Below are 19,325 nucleotides of genomic sequence, written 5' to 3' on the forward strand. Positions count from 1 at the left end.
CCGGAACCGCGGTCACCCGGTAGGACGGGGCGAAGTCCTAGGAGGTTGCGCCTCTTTCGGGCAGGATTCGGCCGAAGAACGTCCACAGGACCCGGACAGATGAGGAAGAGTCGTATCCATGCAGGTCTGGCCGGGACAGGCGTACCCCTTGGGCGCCACCTATGACGGTGCGGGAACCAACTTCGCGGTCTTCTCGGAGGCCGCCCACAGGATCGAGCTGTGTCTGCTCCACGACGACGGCTCGGAGACGGCGGTGGAGCTGCGCGAGACCGACGCGTTCGTGCGGCATGCCTATCTGCCGGGCGTGATGCCCGGCCAGCGGTACGGGTTCCGCGTGCACGGCCCGTACGCGCCGGAGCGCGGGCTGCGCTGCAACGCGGCGAAGCTGCTGCTCGACCCCTACGCGCGCGCGGTGTCGGGGCGGGTCGAGTGGGGCGAGGCGGTGTACGGGTACCACTTCGGGAAGCCCGACTCGCGCAACGACCTCGACTCGGGGCCGCACACGATGGCCTCGGTCGTGGTCAACCCGTACTTCGACTGGGGCGACGACCGGCGGCCGCGGACCGAGTACCACCACACGGTGATCTACGAGGCCCATGTGAAGGGCCTCACGATGCTCCACCCGGACCTCCCGGAGGAGCTGCGCGGGACGTACGCGGGGCTCGCGCACCCGTCGGTGATCGGGCACCTCAAGGAGCTGGGGGTGACGGCGCTCGAACTGATGCCCGTCCACCAGTTCGTGAACGACCACCGGCTCGTGGACGCGGGGCTCTCCAACTACTGGGGCTACAACACGATCGGCTTCTTCGCCCCGCACAACGCCTACGCGTCCTGGGGCGATCGGGGCCAGCAGGTCCTGGAGTTCAAGTCGGCGGTGCGGGCGCTGCACCAGGCGGGCATCGAGGTCATCCTCGACGTGGTGTACAACCACACGGCGGAGGGGAACCACCTGGGCCCGACGCTCTCCATGCGCGGCCTGGACAACCCCTCGTACTACCGGCTCGCGGACGACCCCCGCTACTACATGGACACCACGGGCACCGGGAACTCGCTGCTGATGCGTTCCCCGCACGTGCTCCAGCTGATCATGGACAGCCTGCGGTACTGGGTGACCGAGATGCACGTGGACGGCTTCCGCTTCGACCTGGCGGCCACCCTGGCCCGGCAGTTCCACGAGGTGGACCGGCTTTCCTCGTTCTTCGACCTCGTGCAGCAGGACCCGGTGGTCAGCCAGGTGAAGCTGATCGCCGAGCCCTGGGACGTCGGCGAGGGCGGCTACCAGGTGGGCAACTTCCCGCCGCTGTGGACCGAGTGGAACGGCAAGTACCGGGACTGCGTGCGGGACCTGTGGCGGGGCGAGCCGCGCACCCTGGCCGAGTTCGCCTCCCGCCTGACCGGGTCCTCCGACCTCTACCAGGACGACGGGAGGCGACCGCTCGCCTCGGTCAACTTCGTGACCTGCCACGACGGCTTCACGCTCCGGGACCTCGTCTCGTACAACGACAAGCACAACGAGGCGAACGGCGAGGGCAACCGGGACGGCGAGAGCCACAACCGGTCCTGGAACTGCGGGGCCGAGGGCGACAGCGAGGACGTCGGCATCGCGGAGCTCCGTGCCCGTCAGATGCGCAACTTCCTGGCCACCCTGATGCTCTCGCAGGGCGTGCCGATGCTCAGCCACGGCGACGAGTTCGGGCGCACCCAGGGCGGCAACAACAACGCGTACTGCCAGGACAACGAGGTGTCCTGGGTGCGCTGGCCGAAGGAGAACAGCGAGGCGGAGGCGACGCTGCTCCGCTTCACCCGGGCGATGGTGCGGCTGCGCCGTGAGCACCCGGTCTTCCGCCGCCGCCGCTTCTTCCACGGGCGGCCGGTGGAGGGCACGCACGACGAGCTCACCGACATCGCCTGGTTCACCCCCGAGGGAGAGGAGATGACGTCCCGGGACTGGCAGGCGGCGCACGCGCAGGCGCTGACCGTCTTCCTCAACGGGAACGCGATCTCGGAGCCGGGCACCCAGGGCGAGCGGATCGCCGACGACTCCTTCCTGCTGATGTTCAACGCCTCGTCGACGGAGCTGGAGTTCGCGGTGCCGGACAGCCACGGGACCCGCTGGCGCACGGTGGTGGACACCTCCGACCCGGAGGGCATGCCGCCGCAGGAGGGGCCGGAGCTCGCGGGCGGCGAGCGGGTCACCCTCGCCCCGCTCAGCCTGACGGTTCTGCGCCGGCCGGCCTGAGGTCCCGTACGGGGCCTGCCGCCGCCGTCCGCACCGTCCAGGACAGCAGCGCGCAGGCCACGGCCGCCCCCACCGCCACCGCGAAGGCGGCGGGGGCGCCGTGCCCCTCGGCGAGCCGGCCCGAGACGGCCAGCGCGAGGGCCTGCCCCGCCACGACCCCGCTGGTGAGGAAGGCCATGGACTCGGCGAGCCGGCCGGCCGGCACGGTCCGCTCGGTGAGCCCGAAGACGGTGATCAGGTGCGGGGCGTAGGCGGCGCCCAGGACGACGACGACCGCGTACAGCGCGCCGAGCGAGCCGACGAACAGCAGCGGCACGGACAGGACGACGAGGGCCGCGGTCGCCGCGCGCCAGCGGGTCATGAGTCCGATCCGGGCGGGCACGGCCGCCATGGAGAGGCCGACGACGGCGCTCATCACCCCCATCGCCGCGTAGACGAGGCCGGCCTGGGCGGGCGCGCCGAGCTCCTCGGTGAGCGAGGTGATGCCGGCCTGCGAGGCACCGAACATGGCGCCCTGGAGGACCATCGAGCCGCGCAGGGCGTACGCGGATCCCGGCAGCCGCGTCCGTTCGGCGGCGCCCGTACGGGTGGTCGCCGACGGCTCCGGACGAGTGGCCCGCGCCGACGGGTGGAGGGCGAAGGCGGTGCCGAAGACCGCGAGGAGGAGGGCCGCGAGGAGCAGCGCCGCCGCCGGGTGGGCGAGGGCGGCGGCGAGGCCGACGAACGCCGGGCCCAGGACGAAGGACACCTCGTCGAGGGTGCCCTCGAAGGAGAGCACGGTGCCGACGGTCCGGTCGTCGGCGCCGGAGCGGCGGGCGAGGGCTACCGAGCGGGTCCTGGCGAGCGGTCCCACCTGGGGGACGGTCGCCCCGGCGAGCGCGCCGAGGACCATCAGCCAGGCGGTGGGGGCGTGGGCGAGCGCGGCCGACACCAGGGCGGTGACGGCGACGGCGTTGGCCAGGGAGGCCGCGAGGACGGTCCCGCGCTGGCCGTGCCGGTCGCTGAGCCGCCCGACGACGGGCCCTCCGAGGGTCTGACCGGCCGCGAGCGCCCCGCCGGCCAGGCCGGCCGTGGCGAGGGAACCGCTCGTCTCGGCGACCAGGAGCAGACTGCCGAGCTGGCACATGGCGGTGGGCAGCCGGCCGAGGAAGGAGACGACCGGCAGCGCGGGGCCGAGCAGGGAGAGGATGTCGCGATACGTCCGGAGCATCGGGCGAACGTAACGCGATGCACACGAACGGGTGCATGAGGCGATGACACAGAAGCCCTCCGGCGGGGTACGTACGTTCGCATGACCTCCCTCCCGTCCGGCTCCGCCCAGCCCCTTCCCGCGCTCCCCACCGCCACCTACCGGCTCCAGCTCCAGCCGGAGTTCCCGTTCGCGGCGGCCGAGCGGGCCGCCCCGTACCTCGCGGACCTCGGGGTCTCGCACCTCCACCTCTCCCCGGTCCTGGAGGCCGTCCCCGGCTCGACCCACGGGTACGACGTCACGGACCACCGGTCCGTGCGCGCCGAGCTGGGCGGCGAGGAGGGGCTGCGGTCCCTCGCCGCGACGGCCGGGGCGCACGGTCTCGGCCTCGTCGTCGACCTGGTGCCCAACCACATGGCGGCCTCCGCCCGGCACAACCACGCGCTGCGGGCCGTGCTCCGCGACGGCCCGGACTCGCCGTACGCCCGCTGGTTCGACGTGGACCGGTCCGCCGGGGACGGCCGGCTGCTGCTGCCGGTGCTTCCCGCGCGGCTCCCCGAGGTGCGGGACCGGCTGCGGGTGGTGGACGGTTCGCTGCGTCTGGACGAGCAGGACTTCCCGCTGCGGCCGGGCACGGAGGGGCTGCCGATCGACGAGCTGCTGGACGCCCAGTGGTACCGGCTCGCCTGGTGGCGGCTGGCCCGCACCGAGCTGAACTACCGCCGGTTCTTCACCATCTCGGAGCTGATCGGGGTGCGGGTCGAGGACCCCGAGGTGTTCGCGGCGACCCACGCGAAGATCGTGGAGCTGGTCGGGGACGGGGTGATCCAGGGGCTGCGGATCGACCACCCGGACGGACTGGCCGATCCCCAGGGCTATCTGGAGCGGCTCGCCGCGGCCACCGGCGGGCGCTGCTGGACGGTGGTCGAGAAGATCCTCACCGGCCCGGAGGTGCTGCCCGACGCCTGGCCGGTGGCCGGCACCACCGGGTACGACGCCCTGCGGCACGTCGACGGGGTGTTCACCGATCCCGTCGGCGCGGACGAACTGGCGGACCTGTACCGGGAGTCCGTGTCCCGGGCCGGTGACCGGGGCGGCCGCTGGGAGGCCACCGAGCGGCGGGCCGCGTACGAGGTGGTCGGCCACGACCTGGCCGCGGAGACGGCCGTCCTGACCCGGATCGCGGAGCGGATCTGCGCCGCCGACCCCGCCCTGCGGGACCACGCGCCCTGGGCGCTGCGCACGGCCGTCCGCGAGCTCCTGGTCCGGGTCCCGGTGTACCGGTCGTACCGCACCGGAGGCGAGGAGGTGCTGACCCCGGAGGCGGCGCGGGGCGCGAAGGCGGCGTTCGCGGTGCCGGAGGAGGCGGCCGCGGTGGACACCGTGCGGGCCCTGGCGCTCGGGACGCTCGGCGACGGGCCCGAGCACCTGGCGTTCCGGGCCCGGTTCGCCCAGACCTCCTCGGCCCTGCGGGCCAAGTCCGTGGAGGACACGGCGTTCTACCGGTACACCCCGCTGCTCTCGGCGAACGAGGTGGGCGGCGACGCGGGGCGACCGGCCGTGTCGGTGGAGGAGTTCCACGCGTACTGCCGGCGGATCTCCCGGGACTGGCCGGGCACCGGCACCGTGCTGTCCACGCACGACACCAAGCGCAGCGCGGACGTCCGCGCGGCGATCGCGGTCCTCTCGCAGTGCCCCCAGGTGTGGGCGGACCTCCTGGGGGAGGTCGCGGGGGTGCCGGCGCCGGATCCGCACGTGGCCTGGACGGCCTGGCAGACCGCCTTCGGCTTCGGCGCGCCGGACGCCGACCGGCTCGGGCCCGCGATCCTCAAGTCCGTGCGGGAGGCGGGACTGCGGACCAGCTGGACGGAGCCGGACGCGGAGTACGAGCGGGCGGTGGAGGAGTTCGCCGCGGCCGGTCCGGGCCGGATCCCGCTGCGGTCGGCCTCGGAGGCGGCCTTCGCGCTGGAGCCGCACATCCGGGCGCACGCGCTGGGCGCGCTGCTCGCGCAGCTGACGATGCCGGGGGTGCCGGAGCTGTACCAGAACACGGAGCGCGAGTACCGGGCCCTGGTCGATCCGGACAACCGGGCTCCGTTCGCCGTCGGCGCGGACGACGACCGCACGGCCCTGGTGCGGGCGGCGCTGCGGCTGCGCCGTGAGCGTCCGGCGGCCTTCGGGGCGCGCGGCGGGTACGCCCCGCTGGCGGCCGAGGGGCCGACCGCGGCCCACTGCCTGGCCTTCGTGCGGTCGGACGAGGTGCTCACCGCCGTGACCCGGCTGCCGCTGCGCCTCGCGGAGGCGGGCGGCTGGCAGGACACGGAGCTGGTCCTGCCGGAGGGCCGGTGGGCCGACGCCCTGGACGGGGTGCGGGAGTTCATCGGCGGTCCGGCGACGGAGCTGAAGCTGGCGGAGCTGTTCGCGGAGCGTCCGGTGGCGCTGCTGGCGCGCGTCCGCGACTGAGGGCCCCGGGGGTGTCCCCGGGGCCCTCTCCGAGGATCAGGAGCGGGAGGCTCGCGAGACCTCGCACTTGGTGTACTCGGAACCGTCGCCGGAGCCCGGGTAGGCGGTGCTCAGTTCGACGCTCTGGGAGGCGCCGGAGGCGACCGCGACGGCGGTCTTCGTCGCGGTCGCCGGGATCGCGGTGCCGCCCGCGTCGCCCTTGAACTTCATGGTGACGCTGTAGTCGTAGTCGAGGGCGTTGTCGTTCTTGACGGTGATCCGGGCGACGAGGTTCTTCGTCGCCGGGTCGAACTTGCACTCGTTGATGGTCACGTCGCGGACGGCCTTGTCGGCGCTGCTGGAGCCGCCGGGGAGGGAGCCGCCGGACGTGCCGCCGGAGGTGCTGTCGTTGTCGCTGTTGTGGTTGCTGCTGCTGGAACTGCCGGAACCGCTGCTGCCGCCGCAGCTGCCGCCGTGCGAGCCGCGGGCACCGGTCAGGGCGACGACCGCGATGCCGAAGACGGCGATCGCGCGGACATGACGCATCTTCACGTTTGAATCCCCGTTGGAAGTGGTACTGAAATGGCGCTTTTTGACGAGCGCACGTCACCCTAGCAGCGGTCGGGGGTGCCGTTCAGCCGCCCGGACGGACGATCAGACTCCGCGGTGCCCGGGTGATGAGCCCGGTCCACACGGGCCGGAAGCCGTCGGCGAGTCGGAGCCGCGGCATGGCCGTGAACAGCGCCCGCAGGGCGTACTCGGCCTCCAGGCCGGCCAGGATCACGGCCGGGCAGAAGCCGCTGCCGTAGGTGAGTTGGCCCGGGTCGTCGCGGAACGGATCGAAGCGGTCGGGTTCGCGGAAGCGCTCCGGGTCGCGGCCGGCCGAGCCGACCAGCAGGGCCACGGAGGCGCCCGCGGGGACGGTGCCGCCGCCGACCGCGACCTCGGCGGAGGTGCGGCGCACGGCGATCTGCACGGGCGGGTCGCGGCGCAGCGACTCCGCCCAGGCCCGGCCCACGAGTCCGGCGGGGGCGTCGCGGAGGGCGGCCACCAGGTCCGGGTCCGACAGGACGTTGCCGAGGAAGGAGGCGAGGGCCTTCTCCCGTACGGCGATCTGACCGCCGCACTCGCCCGCGAGGGCGCCCGCGGCCCGGCCGCGGACGAGCCGCATCATGTCGCGGTAGGGCACCCCGACGGCGGCGGCGACGGTCCCGGCGGGCAGCCAGTGGCAGAACTCGGCGACCAGGTCGGCCTGCGGGCGCTCGGCGATCCTGCGGGCCAGGACGTACGCCGTCCGCTCGGCGACCGCGCGCAGGGCCGCCACGTCGACATCGACGTGGGCCCGGGCGCAGGGCGGGTCGCCGGGGCGGTGCCCGTGGGTGAACCGGCTGTCGGTCAGGGCGGTGGCCACGTCCGCGTACCGGCTGAGGACCCAGGCCCGCAGCAGCGGGTCGTACGTGAGCGGGAACTGTTCGCGCAGGGTCCGGTGGATCCCGTGCGGGTCCCGCGAGGCACCGGGGTCGAGGGGGCTCGGCGCGACGACTCCGGCCCCGGCCGGGCCGGCGGTCCGGTACGCGGTGGGCACGCGGCCGGGCAGGGACGCGGGGCCGGTCCGCAGCACGCCGCCCGTCCGTCCCGCGGTCGCGCGGCCGTCGGCCGGGGGCGTCGCCGGTGCCATGGACGGCAGGCGGGTCCAGGGGTCCGCGGGCGGTGCCTCCGGCAGGTCGTCGCCCGTGCCCCGGCCCGGCTCGCGGTGCTGCTCGTGGCTCATCGCGCCCCCTGTCGTTCGGCGGTGGGTGCCGCGGCCGAAGACGGTGGCGCGCGTCCCCCCACCCCACCACCGCGCGCGCCGCGCCGCCCGCCGCATACCGCCGAACGGGTGATACGTGGACGGGCGGCGTGCGGGGCGACGGAGACTCGGCGGGCTCGGCCGCGCAGCCGGAAAGGGCCGCCGCCGGCGCCTAGGCCGTCTCTTCCGGATCTTGCCTGACCCGCGCCGCCCGGCACCGCACCTCGCCGCGTTGTCGAGATACCCGGGTACGTCCAGTACGCGGGTACCTCTCCGCCTTGCGATGCACGGCACCGGACGACGCGGGCTTGACCGGCAAGATCCGAAAGAGACGGCCTAGCCGTGCGAGAGACGGAAGGACATCTGGCCGAAGCCGACCACGTCGCCGGAGCGGACGACCACCGCGCCCGTGACCCGCCGTCCGTTGACGGTGGTGCCGTTCGTGGAGCCGAGGTCGCGGAGCACCCACATGCCGCTCTGCATCGACAGCTCGGCGTGCAGCCGGGAGGCCGTCTCGTGGCTGAGGCGGAGGCCGTTGACCGGATCGCGGCCGATGCGCAGCGGGTGCGGGCCCGGCAGGGGCAGCAGCAGCTTCGGCAGCCGCTCCGCGGACCAGGCGCGTCCCAGCCTGGCCGTGAACGCCGACATCCGCTCGACCGCGCCCACCACCCGGCGGGTCCACGTGCCCTCGGTCCTCAGGTCGGCGGTGAGCAGGGCGAGTTCGTCGGGGCGCCGGGCCTGGAGCGCGCGCTCCATCCGGTAGACGAACGTGTCGTGCGAGAGGCGGCCCTGGGCGGCGCCCTCACGGAGCAGCACCAGCGCGCGGTCCCGCTCGGCGTCGGTCAGCCGAGGGGTGTTCGCCGGAAGCTCGAAAGGGGTCGTCACCTCTTGATTGTCCTTCCGCCGGGGCCGCAGTGTCCAGAAGGGTCCCGGCGGAAACTCCGTACCCCGTCGGCGGTGCCCGCTGCTACGGTCTGCCGTCTCCACCGCACCGATTCCCCAGGGGGAAGCACGACGTGACCACGTCTCCTTCGAGCACCACCAGCACCACCAGCACCATCAGCGGCACCGGGACGACCGGCACCACCGACGGCACGGCCCTCCTGCCGGGGCTCGTCGTGCGGCCGCTCGCCGGGCCCGAGGAGCTCGACCTGTTCCTCCGCCTCACCTACTCGCTCGACCACGAGGTCGCCGACGACCTCGCCACCGGCCGTCGCGTCCCCGGGTGGATGTGGGTCGCCCTCGACGGCGACCGGCTCCTCGGCCGGCTCTCCTGGTGGACGAACGCGGCCGGCGGCCCGCCGCAGGCCCTCGACTTCCTGGACCTCGCCCCGGAGCTGTCGGAGGCCGCGCGCGCCGAGGTCGGCCGGCGGCTCCTGGAGACCGCCACCGCCGCCGTCGTCCCCGCGGGCACGCGGCCCCCCGAGTTCGGCCGCTTCATGCCGGCGGACTGGCGCGAGCGGCCGGAGACCCGCTCCCTCCTGGAGTCCGTCTTCGGTGTCCTGGTGGAGGCGGGCGCCCGTCCGCTCGTGGAGCGGCTGCGCCTGGAGTGGCGCCCCGGCGCCCCCGTGCCGGAGCCGGACGGCCGGCTGGAGTTCCGCCCGGTGCGGGACCGCGAGGACCTGGTGACGCTGATGACCCCGGTCATGGAGGGCACGCTCGACGCGCACGGCCGCGCCGATCTGGCGTCCGGTCTCTCCGCCCGCGAGGCCGCGGAGCAGCACTACGACGAGGAGTTGGCGCACTACGCCTCGCCGCGGGAGTGGTGGCGGGTGGCGCAGCTCCCGGGGACGGGCGAACCGGTCGGTTTCGTGGTGCCCGCGCGGAACAACTACCACCACACGATCGCGTACATCGGCGTGCTGCCCGCGCACCGCGGCCACGGGTACGTCGACGACGTCCTGGCGGAGGGCACGCGCGTCCTCGCCGCCGCCGACGTCCCGCGGATCCGGGCGGCGACGGACCTCGGCAACGTCCCGATGGCGGCCGCGTTCGCCCGGGCGGGCTACGTCACCTTCGAGCGCGCCGTCAACTACGTGTGGGACACACCGGGCGTGGCGGGGTCCTGACTGCCAGGATGGTCGCGGTAGCCGGCCGTGCCGCGGCCGGTCCGTCGACGAGGGGATCCCCGTGCTCTTCGAGGTGTGGGCGCCGAACGCCCGTGACCGGGTGACGCTGGAGCTGAACGGCTCCTCGCACCCCCTGGAGCGGGACGCCGAGCGGGAGGGCTGGTGGACGGGCGTCGTCGCCGCCGAGGACGGCGACCGGTACGGCTTCGCGCTCGACGGCGGGCCCCTGCTGCCCGACCCGCGCTCCCGCCGGCAGCCCGACGGTCCGGACGGGCTGAGCGCGGTCGTCGACCACTCCGCGTACGTCTGGCGGAACGAGTCCCCGAAGCTGCGGCTCCGCGGCGCCGTCCTGTACGAGCTGCACGTCGGCACGTACACCCCGGAGGGCACCCTGGACGCGGCGGCCGCGCGCCTCGGGGAGCTCGCCGGCCTCGGCATCACCCATGTGGAGCTGATGCCGCTGTGCCCGTTCCCCGGGGTGCGGGGCTGGGGGTACGACGGGGTGGCGCCGTGGGCGGTGCACGAACCGTACGGCGGCCCCGAGGCGCTGAAGCGGTTCGTGGACACGGCGCACGGCCTCGGCATGGGCGTCGTCCTGGACGTCGTGCACAACCACCTCGGCCCCGACGGCAACCATCTCCCCTTCTTCGGGCCGTACTTCACGGAGACCCACCACACGCCGTGGGGCGCGGCGGTGAACCTGGACGCGCCCGGCTCGGACGAGGTCCGCGCCTACTTCCGGGGCAGCGCGCTCGCCTGGCTGCGGGACCACCGCGTGGACGGGCTGCGGCTGGACGCGGTGCACGCGCTGGCCGACACCCGGGCGCTGACCTTCCTGGAGGAGCTCTCGGCGGCCGTCGACGAACTGGCGAGGGAGCAGGGCCGGCCGCACTTCCTGATCGCCGAGTCCGACCTCGGGGACCCGCGGACGACGACGCCGCGGGCACTCGGCGGGCTCGGTGTCCACGCCCAGTGGAACGACGACTTCCACCACTCGCTGCACACGGCGCTGACGGGTGAGTCCCAGGGCTACTACGCGGACTTCGCGCGCGCCCCGATGGCGGCCCTCGCGAAGACCCTCACCCATGTCTTCTTCCACGACGGCACCCACTCGGCGTTCCGGGGACGCCGGCACGGGCGCCCGGTGGACCGCGAGCGGACCCCCGCCCACCGTTTCCTCGGGTACGCGCAGACCCACGACCAGATCGGCAACCGGGCTCTGGGCGACCGGCTTTCGGCCTCCCTCTCCCCCGGGCTGCTGGCCTGCGCGGCGACGCTGGTCCTCACCGGGCCCTCGGTGCCGATGCTCTTCATGGGCGAGGAGTGGGGGGCGTCCACCCCCTGGCAGTACTTCACCGACCACACCGACCCGGAGCTGGCGGAGGCCGTACGGCGGGGCAGGCGGCGGGAGTTCGCGGAGCACGGCTGGGACGAGAACGAGGTGCCCGACCCGCAGGAGGCCGCCACCCGTGACCGTTCGGTCCTCGACCGGTCCGAGCGGGAGCGGGATCCGCACCGCCGGCTGCTCACCTGGCACCGCGAGCTCATCGCGCTCCGCCGCACCCTGCCGGACCTGACGGACCCGGACCTGGCGGGGGTCAAGGCCGCCTTCGACGAGGAGGCCCGCTGGCTGGTCTTCCGGCGCGGTGTGCTGCGGGTGGCGGTCAACCTGGGCAAGGAGCCGGCCGCGATCCCGCTCGGCACCAACGGCCGCGACCGGGTGCTGGCCGCCTGGGAGCCGGTCGAGCCCCCGGCGGCGGACGGGGTCCTGCGGCTCCCCGGCGAGTCGGCCGTCGTCCTGACGGACGGCTGACCGGGCCTGCGGCTACGGCTACGGCTACGGCTACTCCACGATCGCCATGGTGTGCGGGGTGTTGTTGAAGCGGCGCCCCCCGCCGTCCTCCGTCGCCGTGACGATGTCCTCGATGCGGACGCCGAAGCGGCCGGGGAGGTAGACGCCGGGCTCGATGGAGAAGCACATGCCCGGCACGATCGGCAGCTCCTCGCCCTCGATCATGTACGGCGGTTCGTGGGTGGTGACGCCGATGCCGTGGCCGGTGCGGTGGATGAAGTACTCGCCGTAGCCGGCGTCCGTGATGACCTTGCGGGCCGCCCGGTCGACCTCCTGGCAGGCGACCCCGGGCCGTACGGCCTCGAAACCGGCCTGCTGGGCCTCCCGGACGAGGTCGTGGATCCGCCGCTCCTCGTCGGTGGGCTCGCCGACGTGGACGGTGCGGGTGGTGTCGGAGCCGTACCCGTGCTTGAGGCCGCCGAAGTCGAGGACCACCATGTCGCCGCGCTCGATGACCCGGTCGCCCGCCTCGTGGTGCGGGTTGGCGCCGTTGGGGCCCGAGCCGACGACCGTGAAGTCGACCTGGGAGTGCCCGAAGCGCAGCAGCAGGGCGGCCAGGTCGGCGGCGACGTCGGTCTCCCGGCGGCCGGCGAAGCGGACCCCGAGGATCTCGCCGTACGCCCGGTCGGCGGCGGCTCCGGCGGCCGCGATCCGGGCGAGCTCGTGGGCGTCCTTGACGCCGCGGAGCATCGGCAGGGCCTCGGTGAGGGAGACGTACGAGGTCCCCGGCAGGGCCTGCTGGAGTCCGAGGAGGTGCATGGCCCAGGCGTTGTCGCTGACGCCGAACCGGCCGTCGGCGTCGAGGAGGGGCGCGGTGACGGCGTACGGGTCCTTGCCGTCGGTCCAGTCCCGCAGGGTGAGCGCGGCGGCTCCGGCTGCCTTCTCGGCGTCGGGCGCCTCCAGGGTGGGGACGACGAGGACGGGGTCCCGGCCGGGGGCGACGACGAGGGCGGTGAGCCGTTCGGTGATCGCGGTGGGCTGGTACCCGGTCAGGTAGACGAGGTCGGGGCCGGGGGCGACGATCACGCCCGCGAGTCCGGCGTCGGCGGCGGACGCGGCGGCGCGGGCCATGCGGGCCCGGTAGTCGTCCGCGGTGAACGGCACGGGGGTGTCGCCCCGCTCGTCGGCCGCTTCGGGGGCGGGGCTGCTGGGCATCGGGCTCTCCTTCTGGGCGTCCGCGGCGTCCTCGGCGTACCGCAATCCTGCCGGGGGAGGCCCCCGTCCGCGACCGCTCAGCGAAGGTCGGGGCCCTGCGCGATCAGCCGCTCCAGGAGTTCCTGGAAGTCGTCGCCGACGACGATCCGCAGGTCTCCGCGCTCCTCGTCGTGCTCGCTGAGCTGGGTGAGGGTGCCGCCGCGCCACCAGAAGACGTACGGGCTGATGGCCCCCGGCGTGTCCTCGTACCCGGAGGCGGCGAAGGAGGCCATCGCGCCGAGGGCCGGGATGATCGAGGTGTCGCGGATGGGGTGGAAGGCGAGCTGGTGCCGGAAGGGCATCGCGACGAGGGCGCCGTGCTCGCCGAGCGGCAGCCCGGTGACCCGCCGGGCCACACCCTCCAGGTCGAGGACGCGGCTCGCGGTGTAGAAGGAGTCGCCGAGGATGATCTCGAAGCACATGCCGTCGGCGTCGCGGACGGTCTCGTGCTCCTCGACGGGCAGCCCGCGCAGGTTGCGCAGGGCCCGGTCGCGCAGCTGGGCGTGGTCGCCGAGCCGTTCCAGCGCCTCGTCGGTGAGCATCATGACGCTCTCGGGCAGGTCGAGGGCGAGGATCTCGTACAGGCCGGGGGCGACGGTCCGCGCGTACCCGAAGGCGGCGGCGTCGATGCCGTCGCCGCTGACGACCCGGGGGTACAGCTGGGAGCGGATCTGCTCGGGCGGCAGGGTGTCGAGCGCGGAGGGGCCGTCCATGGCGCGGACGACCAGTCCGATGTGGCGGTTGATCATGCCGGGCCAGACGCGGGGCCCGCGCCGGTCCTGGTGGCAGACGGCGGCGAGGTTCCCGAGGCCGAAGCGGCGGCCCTTGTCGTCGACGACGTGGTCGGCGTAGACGCTGACCTCCAGGCCCAGCTCGGCGAAGGTCTCCCGGACGCGTCCCCGGAAGAGCGCGGCCTCACGCTGCGAGAAGTACGTGAACCCGGGGTCCCTCGGTGCGTCGTCGCCGTCCCGCCTGGGTCCTCGTCGCAACCACGCCACGCCCGCCCGCCTTCCGTCGCCGTTGCGCACAGGGTAGCGACTACGGGTGTCGGCTCTTGAGCCGTCGGGTGAACTCGGCGAGCGGGCTTCCGGGTTCGGCCGGCGGGCCGGTCGGGGGCCCGGCGTCAGGAGCCGTCGGGGGCGGTGAGGAGGGCCTGCGCGTAGTGGGCGAGGGACCGGTTGTACCGGGGCAGCAGGGGCGCGAGGGCGCCGAGGGCCAGGGAGGCGGCCTCGCGGTCGCGGCCGGTGTCGGCGAGGGCGAGGGCGAGGAAGGCGTCGACGGCGCCGGAGAGCGCGGTCTCGTCGGCGTCGAGCCGGTCGGCGGGGATGTCCCGCTCGACGGTGAGCAGCTCCACGCTGCGGTCGGGACGGCCGAGGTTGCGCAGGCTGCTGGCGAGCTGGATGACGGCCCGTCGGCGGCGCAGTCCGGTGAGGCCCCGGTCGAGCGCCTGCCGGTAGAGGCGCACGGCCTCGTCCGGCTGCCCGGTGGAGTCGTGGGCGGCGCCCAGCTCGAAGAGGGCGGCCGCGTCGTCGGCGGGTCGCTCGGCGGCGAGGGCGGCGGCCCGGGCGCGGAAGTCGGCGGGCTCGTACGCGTCGAGCCGCTCCCACAGGGCGGCGACGCGCCGCTCCCAGTCGGGCAGTTCCTGAGGGGTGGTCATGGCGCCAGCCTATCCACCGCGGCCCGCGGCATGCGGGTCCGGTCTCAGGTCATCGGGACGACGAGGTGGGCGCGGTCGCGGCCGCGGGCGACCAGGCGGGCGTTCGGCTCGTCGGAGTCGTGGACCCAGCGCTCGGCTCGGGCGCGGTCCTTGCCGAAGCGGACGTGACGGTCGACGAGCCGGGGGATGCGGTGCCGGGCGTCCAGGTCGAGGTACCAGGCCTCGTCGAGGAGCGGCAGGACGCCGGCCCAGTCGCCCTCGTCGTGGAGGAGGTAGTTGCCCTCGGTGACGACGAGCGGGACCTCCGGGCCGACGGGTACCGCCCCGGCGAGCGGCTCCTCCAGCGTGCGGTCGAAGGCGGGGGCGTAGACGGTGGTGCCGGGCGCGGGGGCGCGCAGGCGGGCGAGGAGCGCGAGGTACCCGGCGGCGTCGAAGGTGTCGGGCGCGCCCTTCCTGGCCGCGCGGCCGAGGCGTTCGAGTTCGGCCTGGGCGAGGTGGAACCCGTCCATGGGGACGAGGACGGCGAGCCCGTCGAGGCGGTCGACGAGCCGGGCGGCGAGGGTGGACTTCCCGGCGCCGGGCGGGCCGGCGAGGCCGAGGACGCGGCGGACGGTCCGGCCGTCGCCGGGGCGCCCGGCGAGGTCCCGCGCCCGGGCGGCGAGGCGGTCGAACTGCTGCGCGTCCATGCGGGGCATTCTCCCACCGCGCCCGCGGGCCCCGCGGCCTCCGGGCTCCGGCCGGCTCGGCGGCGTCCCCGGGGCCGCGATCGGGCCCGGCGCAGGTGGGCCGCCGGTCCGGCGGCGGCCCCGGGCCCCGGCCCTGACACCGACCCTCGCCCGGCCCTCTCCGGACCCTCGTTCGGACCCTCCCACGGCAAGGGTCGCGCACGGGTCGACACGGGTCGACGCGGATAGATTCCTGCACCTCCCACGTATTACGTTGGGGTCATGCCGTCCATCGCACTCGTGACCCTCGTCGTCCGTGACTACGACGAGGCCATCGCCTTCTACACCGACGCCCTCGGGTTCGACCTCGTCGAGGACACCGACCGGGGCGACGGCAACCGCTGGGTCGTCGTGCGCCCGGCCGGCGCGGGCGGAGTCGGCGGTCTCGGGAACGTGGGCCTGCTGCTGGCCCGTGCGAAGAACGACACCGAGGAGGCCTCGGTCGGCAACCAGACGGGCGGCCGGGTCGGCTTCTTCCTGCACACCGAGGACTTCGCCCGCGACCACGCGCGGATGACGGAGGCGGGCGTCACCTTCCTGGAGGACCCCCGCCACGAGCCCTACGGCTCGGTCGCCGTCTTCGAGGACCTGTACGGCAACCGCTGGGACCTCCTCCAGCCGGCCTGACCGGCAGGGCGCCCCCTCGGGTTCGTCGCCCTAGCCGAGCAGTGCGAGCAGCCGGCCCAGGGCGTCCACCACGGGCTGGCCCACGGCGCCGACGGCGGCGGCGATCTGCGCGACCGACGCCAGCACGAGGCCGCGCTGCCGCAGGGCCGCGCGGTCGGCGGTCAGCTCGGGCAGCGCCTCGTCGACCGTCTGCGCCTGCTCCGGGGTGAGGTGCGGCCGGAGGCCCTGGAGCAGGCGGGTGAGCTCCTCGACGGCGACGCGAAGCAGGTCGTCACCGCCGCCGCCGACCGTGCCGTAGTTGATGCCGACGTTGCCCTGGCCGTCGTTCATGTGGACCACGGGGCCGTAGTTGTTCGTCGTGTCGCCGCTCACCGGCTGATCCCCCTGTTGTTCCGGCCGCCGTTCATGGTGATGACCGGGCCGTAGTTGTTCGTGTTGTTGGTGATCTGCTGGACGACCGTGCTGAACTCGGCTGCCGGGTTGTCGATCGCGCGGGCGATCAGTCCGGCGATGTGCCGGAGTTCGTCCACGCTCGGCAGGGTCACGGACACGGTGGAACCGCTGGACATCTCGATGTCCAGCACCGGTTTCGGCTTCTCGAACAACTCCCTGAGGAGATAGACGGCCACCACGATCAGGACGAGGATCACGAACGGGTTGCCCTCCCCTGGACTGAACCTGCCGCCCGCACTGACCACGGCGTAGACCACCACGGCCGCGGCGAACCATCTGAGGAAGCGCAGGACGGCCGCACCCCGGTCGGGCTGTTGCTTGTACGCCTCGACGCGGGTGATGTTGTGCAGCGGGAAGGCCGCGGTACCCACCCAGAGCATCCGGCGACTGACGAAGAGGCGCAGGACGCGTCGGTTGCGGAGGTCCAGCTCCGGCGAGTCCGGCGGCGGAGCGGGCGGCGGACCCGGCGGCGGACCGGACGGCGGACCCGGCGGCGGTGCCGGCGGTGGACCGGAGGGCGGTGTGGGCGGCGGACCCTCCGCGCTTCCTGCGACAGCCATAGGTCGCCCCCCCGTGCCCTCGTCACTCACACCCGCACCGTGCGGGAGCACCATTAAGCGCCCGGGGCGCGTCACGAGGCAGAGGAGATACGGCCAATCAGACGGCTCTGGCCGAGAGTTGACTGTTCATCAGCATCATGGACCGCTCTCCGGTCGCCGTTCCGCGGGCTCCGGGAAAACCACTGTCGCGCCGCCCGCCCGCCTCCCTACACTCACGTCTCGCGGCGCACCGACCGATGCGCCGCCCGACGTCCGACCGAGGGGAGACGACCGTGCGCCGCCACAACGCCGCCGCCGTGTCGTCCGCCCGTGCCCGGTACGACGTGATCCTCGCCTCTCCCTCCGGCCGGTGGCGGCTGCGCGCCCGCCATCGCCGCCCCGTGACGCCCCCTCCGTCCTCCTGACGGCCCGCGTACGGGAATCGCGCTGCCCTGTCACGTTCCAGCAGCAGCGAAAGGCACGACACCGTGCGTACCCACCCCGTCGACCGCGTCCGAAACCTCGGCATCCTGGCCCACGTCGACGCCGGCAAGACCACCGTCACCGAGCGGATCCTGTACCTCACCGGCGCCACCCACCGGCGCGGCGAGGTCCACGACGGCACCACCGTCACCGACTTCGACCCGCAGGAGCGGGACCGCGGCATCACGATCTTCGCCGCGGCCGTCAGCTGCGACTGGGCCGGGCACCGGGTCAACCTGATCGACACGCCCGGGCACGTCGACTTCTCCGACGAGGTCGAGCGCTCGCTGCGCGTCCTCGACGGCGCGGTCGCCGTCTTCGACGCCGTCGCGGGCGTCGAGCCGCAGAGCGAGACGGTGTGGCGGCAGGCCGACCGGCACGGCGTCCCCCGCATCGCGTTCGTCAACAAGCTGGACCGCGCCGGCGCGGACCTCGACGGCGCCGTGGAGTCGATCCGGACCCGACTCGGCACCGTCCCGTTGCCCGTCCAGCTCCCCGTCGGCCGCGAGGACGGCTTCACGGGCGTCGTGGACCTGGTCAGGATGCGGGCGTACGTGTGGGCCGACGGCGCCGACACGTACACCGACCTGCCGGTCCCCGACGACCTCGGGGACGAGGCCCGGCGGCGGAGGCGGCACCTGGAGGAGACCGTCGCGGAGCTGCATCCGGGCGCCCTGGAGGAGTTCTGCGGCGAGGACGCGCTCTCGGCGGACACCCTCACGGGTGCGCTCCGCGACCTGACCCTCACGGGCGAGGCCGTCGTCGTCCTGTGCGGCTCGGCCTACCGCAACCGCGGGGTCGAGCCGCTGCTCGACGCCGTGGTCGCCTACCTCCCGGCGCCCTCGGACATGCCTCCGGTCCGCGGGGAGGTGCCGGCGGACCCGGAGGCGCCGTTCACCGCACTCGCGTTCAAGGTGAACGCGACGGCCACCGGCCGGATGACCTACGTCCGCGTCTACGCGGGCACGATCGGAAAGGGGGACACCGTGCTCGACACCGTCGGCGGACGCACCGAGCGGATCGCCCGCATCCTCCGGGTCCAGGCGGACCGGGCGACCGAGGTCGACACGGCGCGCGCCGGGGACATCGTCGCCGTCGTGGGACCGAAGGGCGCCCGCGCCGGGGCGACCCTGTGCGCCCGGGACGCGCCGATCGTCCTCGAACCGCCGACGACCGCCGACCCGGTGGTCTCGGTCGCGGTCGAGGCGCGCCGGAGCACGGACACCGGCCGTCTGGCGACGGCCCTCGCCCGGCTCTCCGAGGAGGACCCGTCGCTCGTCGTGCGCTCCGACCCGGAGACGGGCCAGACCGTCCTGTCGGGTCTGGGCGAACTGCACCTGGAGGTCGCGGTGGAGAAGCTGCGGCGGGACCGGGGCCTGGAGGTCGCCGTCGGCCGTCCCCAGGTCGCGTACCGGGAGACGGTGGCGAAGGGCGTCACCGGCCTGCTCCACCGCCACGTCAAACAGGACGGCGGCGCGGGCCAGTTCGCCCACGTCGTCATCGACGTCGAGCCGCTCGCGGACGCGCAGGACGCGGAGTTCGCGTTCGCGTCGACGGTCACGGGCGGCCGGGTCCCGCAGGAGTACGTCCGCGCGGTCGAGGCCGGCTGCCGGGACGCCCTCCTGGAGGGCCCCCTCGGCGGCCATCCGGTGACGGGCGTCCGGGTCACGCTCACGGACGGCTCGACGCATCCGAAGGACTCCTCGGAGATGGCGTTCCGCACGGCGGGCAGGTTCGCGCTGCGGGAGGCGCTCCGCGCGAGCGTCATGACGCTCCTGGAGCCGGTGGCCGACGTGACGGTCACCGTCCCCGCGGAGTCCGTCGGCTCGGTCCTCGGCGACCTCGCGGCCCGCCGCGGCCGGGTCACGGACCAGACGACCCGCGGGGGCACGGCCGTGGTGGCGGCGACGGTGCCGCTGGCCGAGCTCTTCGGCTACGCGTCCCGCCTGCGCGGCCGCACCCAGGGCCGGGGCACCTTCACGACCCGCCCGGCGGGCTACGCCCCGGCGCCGGGCGGCCGGACCGGCTGAGTGCGGGGTGTCCGGCCCGTGGCGACCCCACGGGCCG

The 19,325-nt window shown here is 74.5% G+C and carries 16 protein-coding genes; 6 read left to right on the forward strand and 10 right to left on the reverse strand.

Annotated elements, in window-relative coordinates; translation table 11 throughout:
• Positions 1 to 118 precede the first annotated feature (118 nt).
• A complete protein-coding gene (glgX, locus tag ACY0MR_RS08885) occupies positions 119 to 2,239 on the forward strand; it encodes a glycogen debranching protein GlgX (RefSeq protein ID WP_388802970.1) in 2,121 nt (706 codons plus the stop codon).
• Here the strand turns inward: glgX and ACY0MR_RS08890 are convergent.
• The gene (locus tag ACY0MR_RS08890; RefSeq protein ID WP_473560154.1) at positions 2,208 to 3,449 is read right to left on the reverse strand and encodes an MFS transporter; all 1,242 of its coding nucleotides are present in this window, start codon (positions 3,447 to 3,449) and stop codon (positions 2,208 to 2,210) included. The two genes, glgX and ACY0MR_RS08890, sit on opposite strands and share 32 nt — an antisense overlap.
• Positions 3,450 to 3,530: 81 nt before the next feature.
• On the opposite strand from ACY0MR_RS08890, the gene treY reads away from it, so the two are divergent.
• Positions 3,531 to 5,891 (forward strand): malto-oligosyltrehalose synthase, encoded by a 2,361-nt coding sequence (gene treY / locus ACY0MR_RS08895; protein ID WP_473560156.1) that lies wholly within the window; start codon positions 3,531 to 3,533, stop codon positions 5,889 to 5,891.
• Positions 5,892 to 5,927: 36 nt separating this feature from the next.
• Here the strand turns inward: treY and ACY0MR_RS08900 are convergent, their stop codons facing one another.
• The 3 genes from ACY0MR_RS08900 to ACY0MR_RS08910 all read right to left on the reverse strand — a co-directional run bounded on the left by ACY0MR_RS08900 (position 5,928) and on the right by ACY0MR_RS08910 (position 8,544).
• The gene (locus ACY0MR_RS08900) at positions 5,928 to 6,416 is read right to left on the reverse strand and encodes a hypothetical protein (protein ID WP_473561746.1); all 489 of its coding nucleotides are present in this window, start codon (positions 6,414 to 6,416) and stop codon (positions 5,928 to 5,930) included.
• Positions 6,417 to 6,504: 88 nt separating this feature from the next.
• Positions 6,505 to 7,641, reverse strand: coding sequence for a cytochrome P450 (locus ACY0MR_RS08905; protein WP_473560158.1), 1,137 nt, complete (start codon positions 7,639 to 7,641; stop codon positions 6,505 to 6,507).
• A gap of 354 nt (positions 7,642 to 7,995) precedes the next feature.
• Entirely contained in the window at positions 7,996 to 8,544 is a 549-nt protein-coding gene (locus tag ACY0MR_RS08910; protein ID WP_361854784.1) for a DUF1707 and FHA domain-containing protein, read from the reverse strand.
• Between the two features lie 173 nt (positions 8,545 to 8,717).
• Between ACY0MR_RS08910 and ACY0MR_RS08915 the strand changes: the two genes are divergently transcribed.
• Both ACY0MR_RS08915 and treZ read left to right on the forward strand, forming a co-directional pair.
• Positions 8,718 to 9,728 carry a GNAT family N-acetyltransferase gene (locus ACY0MR_RS08915; protein ID WP_473561748.1) on the forward strand — a complete coding sequence of 337 codons (1,011 nt, stop codon included), beginning with the start codon at positions 8,718 to 8,720 and terminating at the stop codon, positions 9,726 to 9,728.
• 61 nt (positions 9,729 to 9,789) lie between these two features.
• Complete coding sequence (treZ, locus tag ACY0MR_RS08920) at positions 9,790 to 11,541, forward strand: malto-oligosyltrehalose trehalohydrolase (RefSeq protein ID WP_388802982.1); 1,752 nt, start codon at positions 9,790 to 9,792, stop codon at positions 11,539 to 11,541.
• Between the two features lie 30 nt (positions 11,542 to 11,571).
• Here the strand turns inward: treZ and ACY0MR_RS08925 are convergent, their stop codons facing one another.
• The 4 genes from ACY0MR_RS08925 to ACY0MR_RS08940 form a co-directional block, all read right to left on the reverse strand.
• Positions 11,572 to 12,735, reverse strand: a complete 1,164-nt coding sequence (locus ACY0MR_RS08925) for a M24 family metallopeptidase (RefSeq protein WP_473560161.1) — start codon at positions 12,733 to 12,735, stop codon at positions 11,572 to 11,574.
• A gap of 77 nt (positions 12,736 to 12,812) precedes the next feature.
• On the reverse strand, positions 12,813 to 13,772 hold the full coding sequence (locus ACY0MR_RS08930) for a DUF1444 domain-containing protein (RefSeq protein WP_404082144.1): 960 nt from the start codon (positions 13,770 to 13,772) through the stop codon (positions 12,813 to 12,815).
• Between the two features lie 125 nt (positions 13,773 to 13,897).
• On the reverse strand, positions 13,898 to 14,431 hold the full coding sequence (locus ACY0MR_RS08935; protein ID WP_473560163.1) for a tetratricopeptide repeat protein: 534 nt from the start codon (positions 14,429 to 14,431) through the stop codon (positions 13,898 to 13,900).
• A gap of 44 nt (positions 14,432 to 14,475) precedes the next feature.
• Entirely contained in the window at positions 14,476 to 15,117 is a 642-nt protein-coding gene (locus ACY0MR_RS08940; RefSeq protein ID WP_392864863.1) for a nucleoside/nucleotide kinase family protein, read from the reverse strand.
• 261 nt (positions 15,118 to 15,378) lie between these two features.
• On the opposite strand from ACY0MR_RS08940, the gene ACY0MR_RS08945 reads away from it, so the two are divergent.
• A complete protein-coding gene (locus ACY0MR_RS08945) occupies positions 15,379 to 15,783 on the forward strand; it encodes a VOC family protein (RefSeq protein WP_361854766.1) in 405 nt (134 codons plus the stop codon).
• A 30-nt stretch (positions 15,784 to 15,813) separates the two neighbouring features.
• On the opposite strand, the gene ACY0MR_RS08950 is transcribed toward ACY0MR_RS08945, so the two are convergent.
• A complete protein-coding gene (locus ACY0MR_RS08950) occupies positions 15,814 to 16,155 on the reverse strand; it encodes a hypothetical protein (protein WP_392864866.1) in 342 nt (113 codons plus the stop codon).
• Positions 16,152 to 16,616: a DUF6232 family protein gene (locus ACY0MR_RS08955; protein WP_388803003.1), complete on the reverse strand. Its 465-nt coding sequence runs from the start codon at positions 16,614 to 16,616 to the stop codon at positions 16,152 to 16,154. Before ACY0MR_RS08955 ends, ACY0MR_RS08950 begins: the two co-directional genes overlap by 4 nt.
• 647 nt (positions 16,617 to 17,263) lie before the next feature.
• On the opposite strand from ACY0MR_RS08955, the gene fusA reads away from it, so the two are divergent.
• Positions 17,264 to 19,288: an elongation factor G gene (fusA, locus tag ACY0MR_RS08960; protein ID WP_473560166.1), complete on the forward strand. Its 2,025-nt coding sequence runs from the start codon at positions 17,264 to 17,266 to the stop codon at positions 19,286 to 19,288.
• The last annotated feature ends 37 nt before the right edge of the window (positions 19,289 to 19,325 follow it).

It is taken from the genome of Streptomyces sp. JN8 (genome assembly GCF_055808075.1).

Excerpts from the sequence above, each read along its gene's own strand:
- glgX (WP_388802970.1), top strand. The coding sequence starts at position 119 with ATGCAGGTCTGGCCGGGACAGGCGTACCCCTTGGGCGCCACCTATGAC.
- ACY0MR_RS08890 (WP_473560154.1), bottom strand. The coding sequence starts at position 3,449 with ATGCTCCGGACGTATCGCGACATCCTCTCCCTGCTCGGCCCCGCGCTG.
- treY (WP_473560156.1), top strand. The coding sequence starts at position 3,531 with ATGACCTCCCTCCCGTCCGGCTCCGCCCAGCCCCTTCCCGCGCTCCCC.
- ACY0MR_RS08900 (WP_473561746.1), bottom strand. The coding sequence starts at position 6,416 with ATGCGTCATGTCCGCGCGATCGCCGTCTTCGGCATCGCGGTCGTCGCC.
- ACY0MR_RS08905 (WP_473560158.1), bottom strand. The coding sequence starts at position 7,641 with ATGAGCCACGAGCAGCACCGCGAGCCGGGCCGGGGCACGGGCGACGAC.
- ACY0MR_RS08925 (WP_473560161.1), bottom strand. The coding sequence starts at position 12,735 with ATGCCCAGCAGCCCCGCCCCCGAAGCGGCCGACGAGCGGGGCGACACC.
- ACY0MR_RS08935 (WP_473560163.1), bottom strand. The coding sequence starts at position 14,431 with ATGACCACCCCTCAGGAACTGCCCGACTGGGAGCGGCGCGTCGCCGCC.
- ACY0MR_RS08940 (WP_392864863.1), bottom strand. The coding sequence starts at position 15,117 with ATGGACGCGCAGCAGTTCGACCGCCTCGCCGCCCGGGCGCGGGACCTC.
- ACY0MR_RS08945 (WP_361854766.1), top strand. The coding sequence starts at position 15,379 with ATGCCGTCCATCGCACTCGTGACCCTCGTCGTCCGTGACTACGACGAG.
- ACY0MR_RS08955 (WP_388803003.1), bottom strand. The coding sequence starts at position 16,616 with ATGCTCTGGGTGGGTACCGCGGCCTTCCCGCTGCACAACATCACCCGC.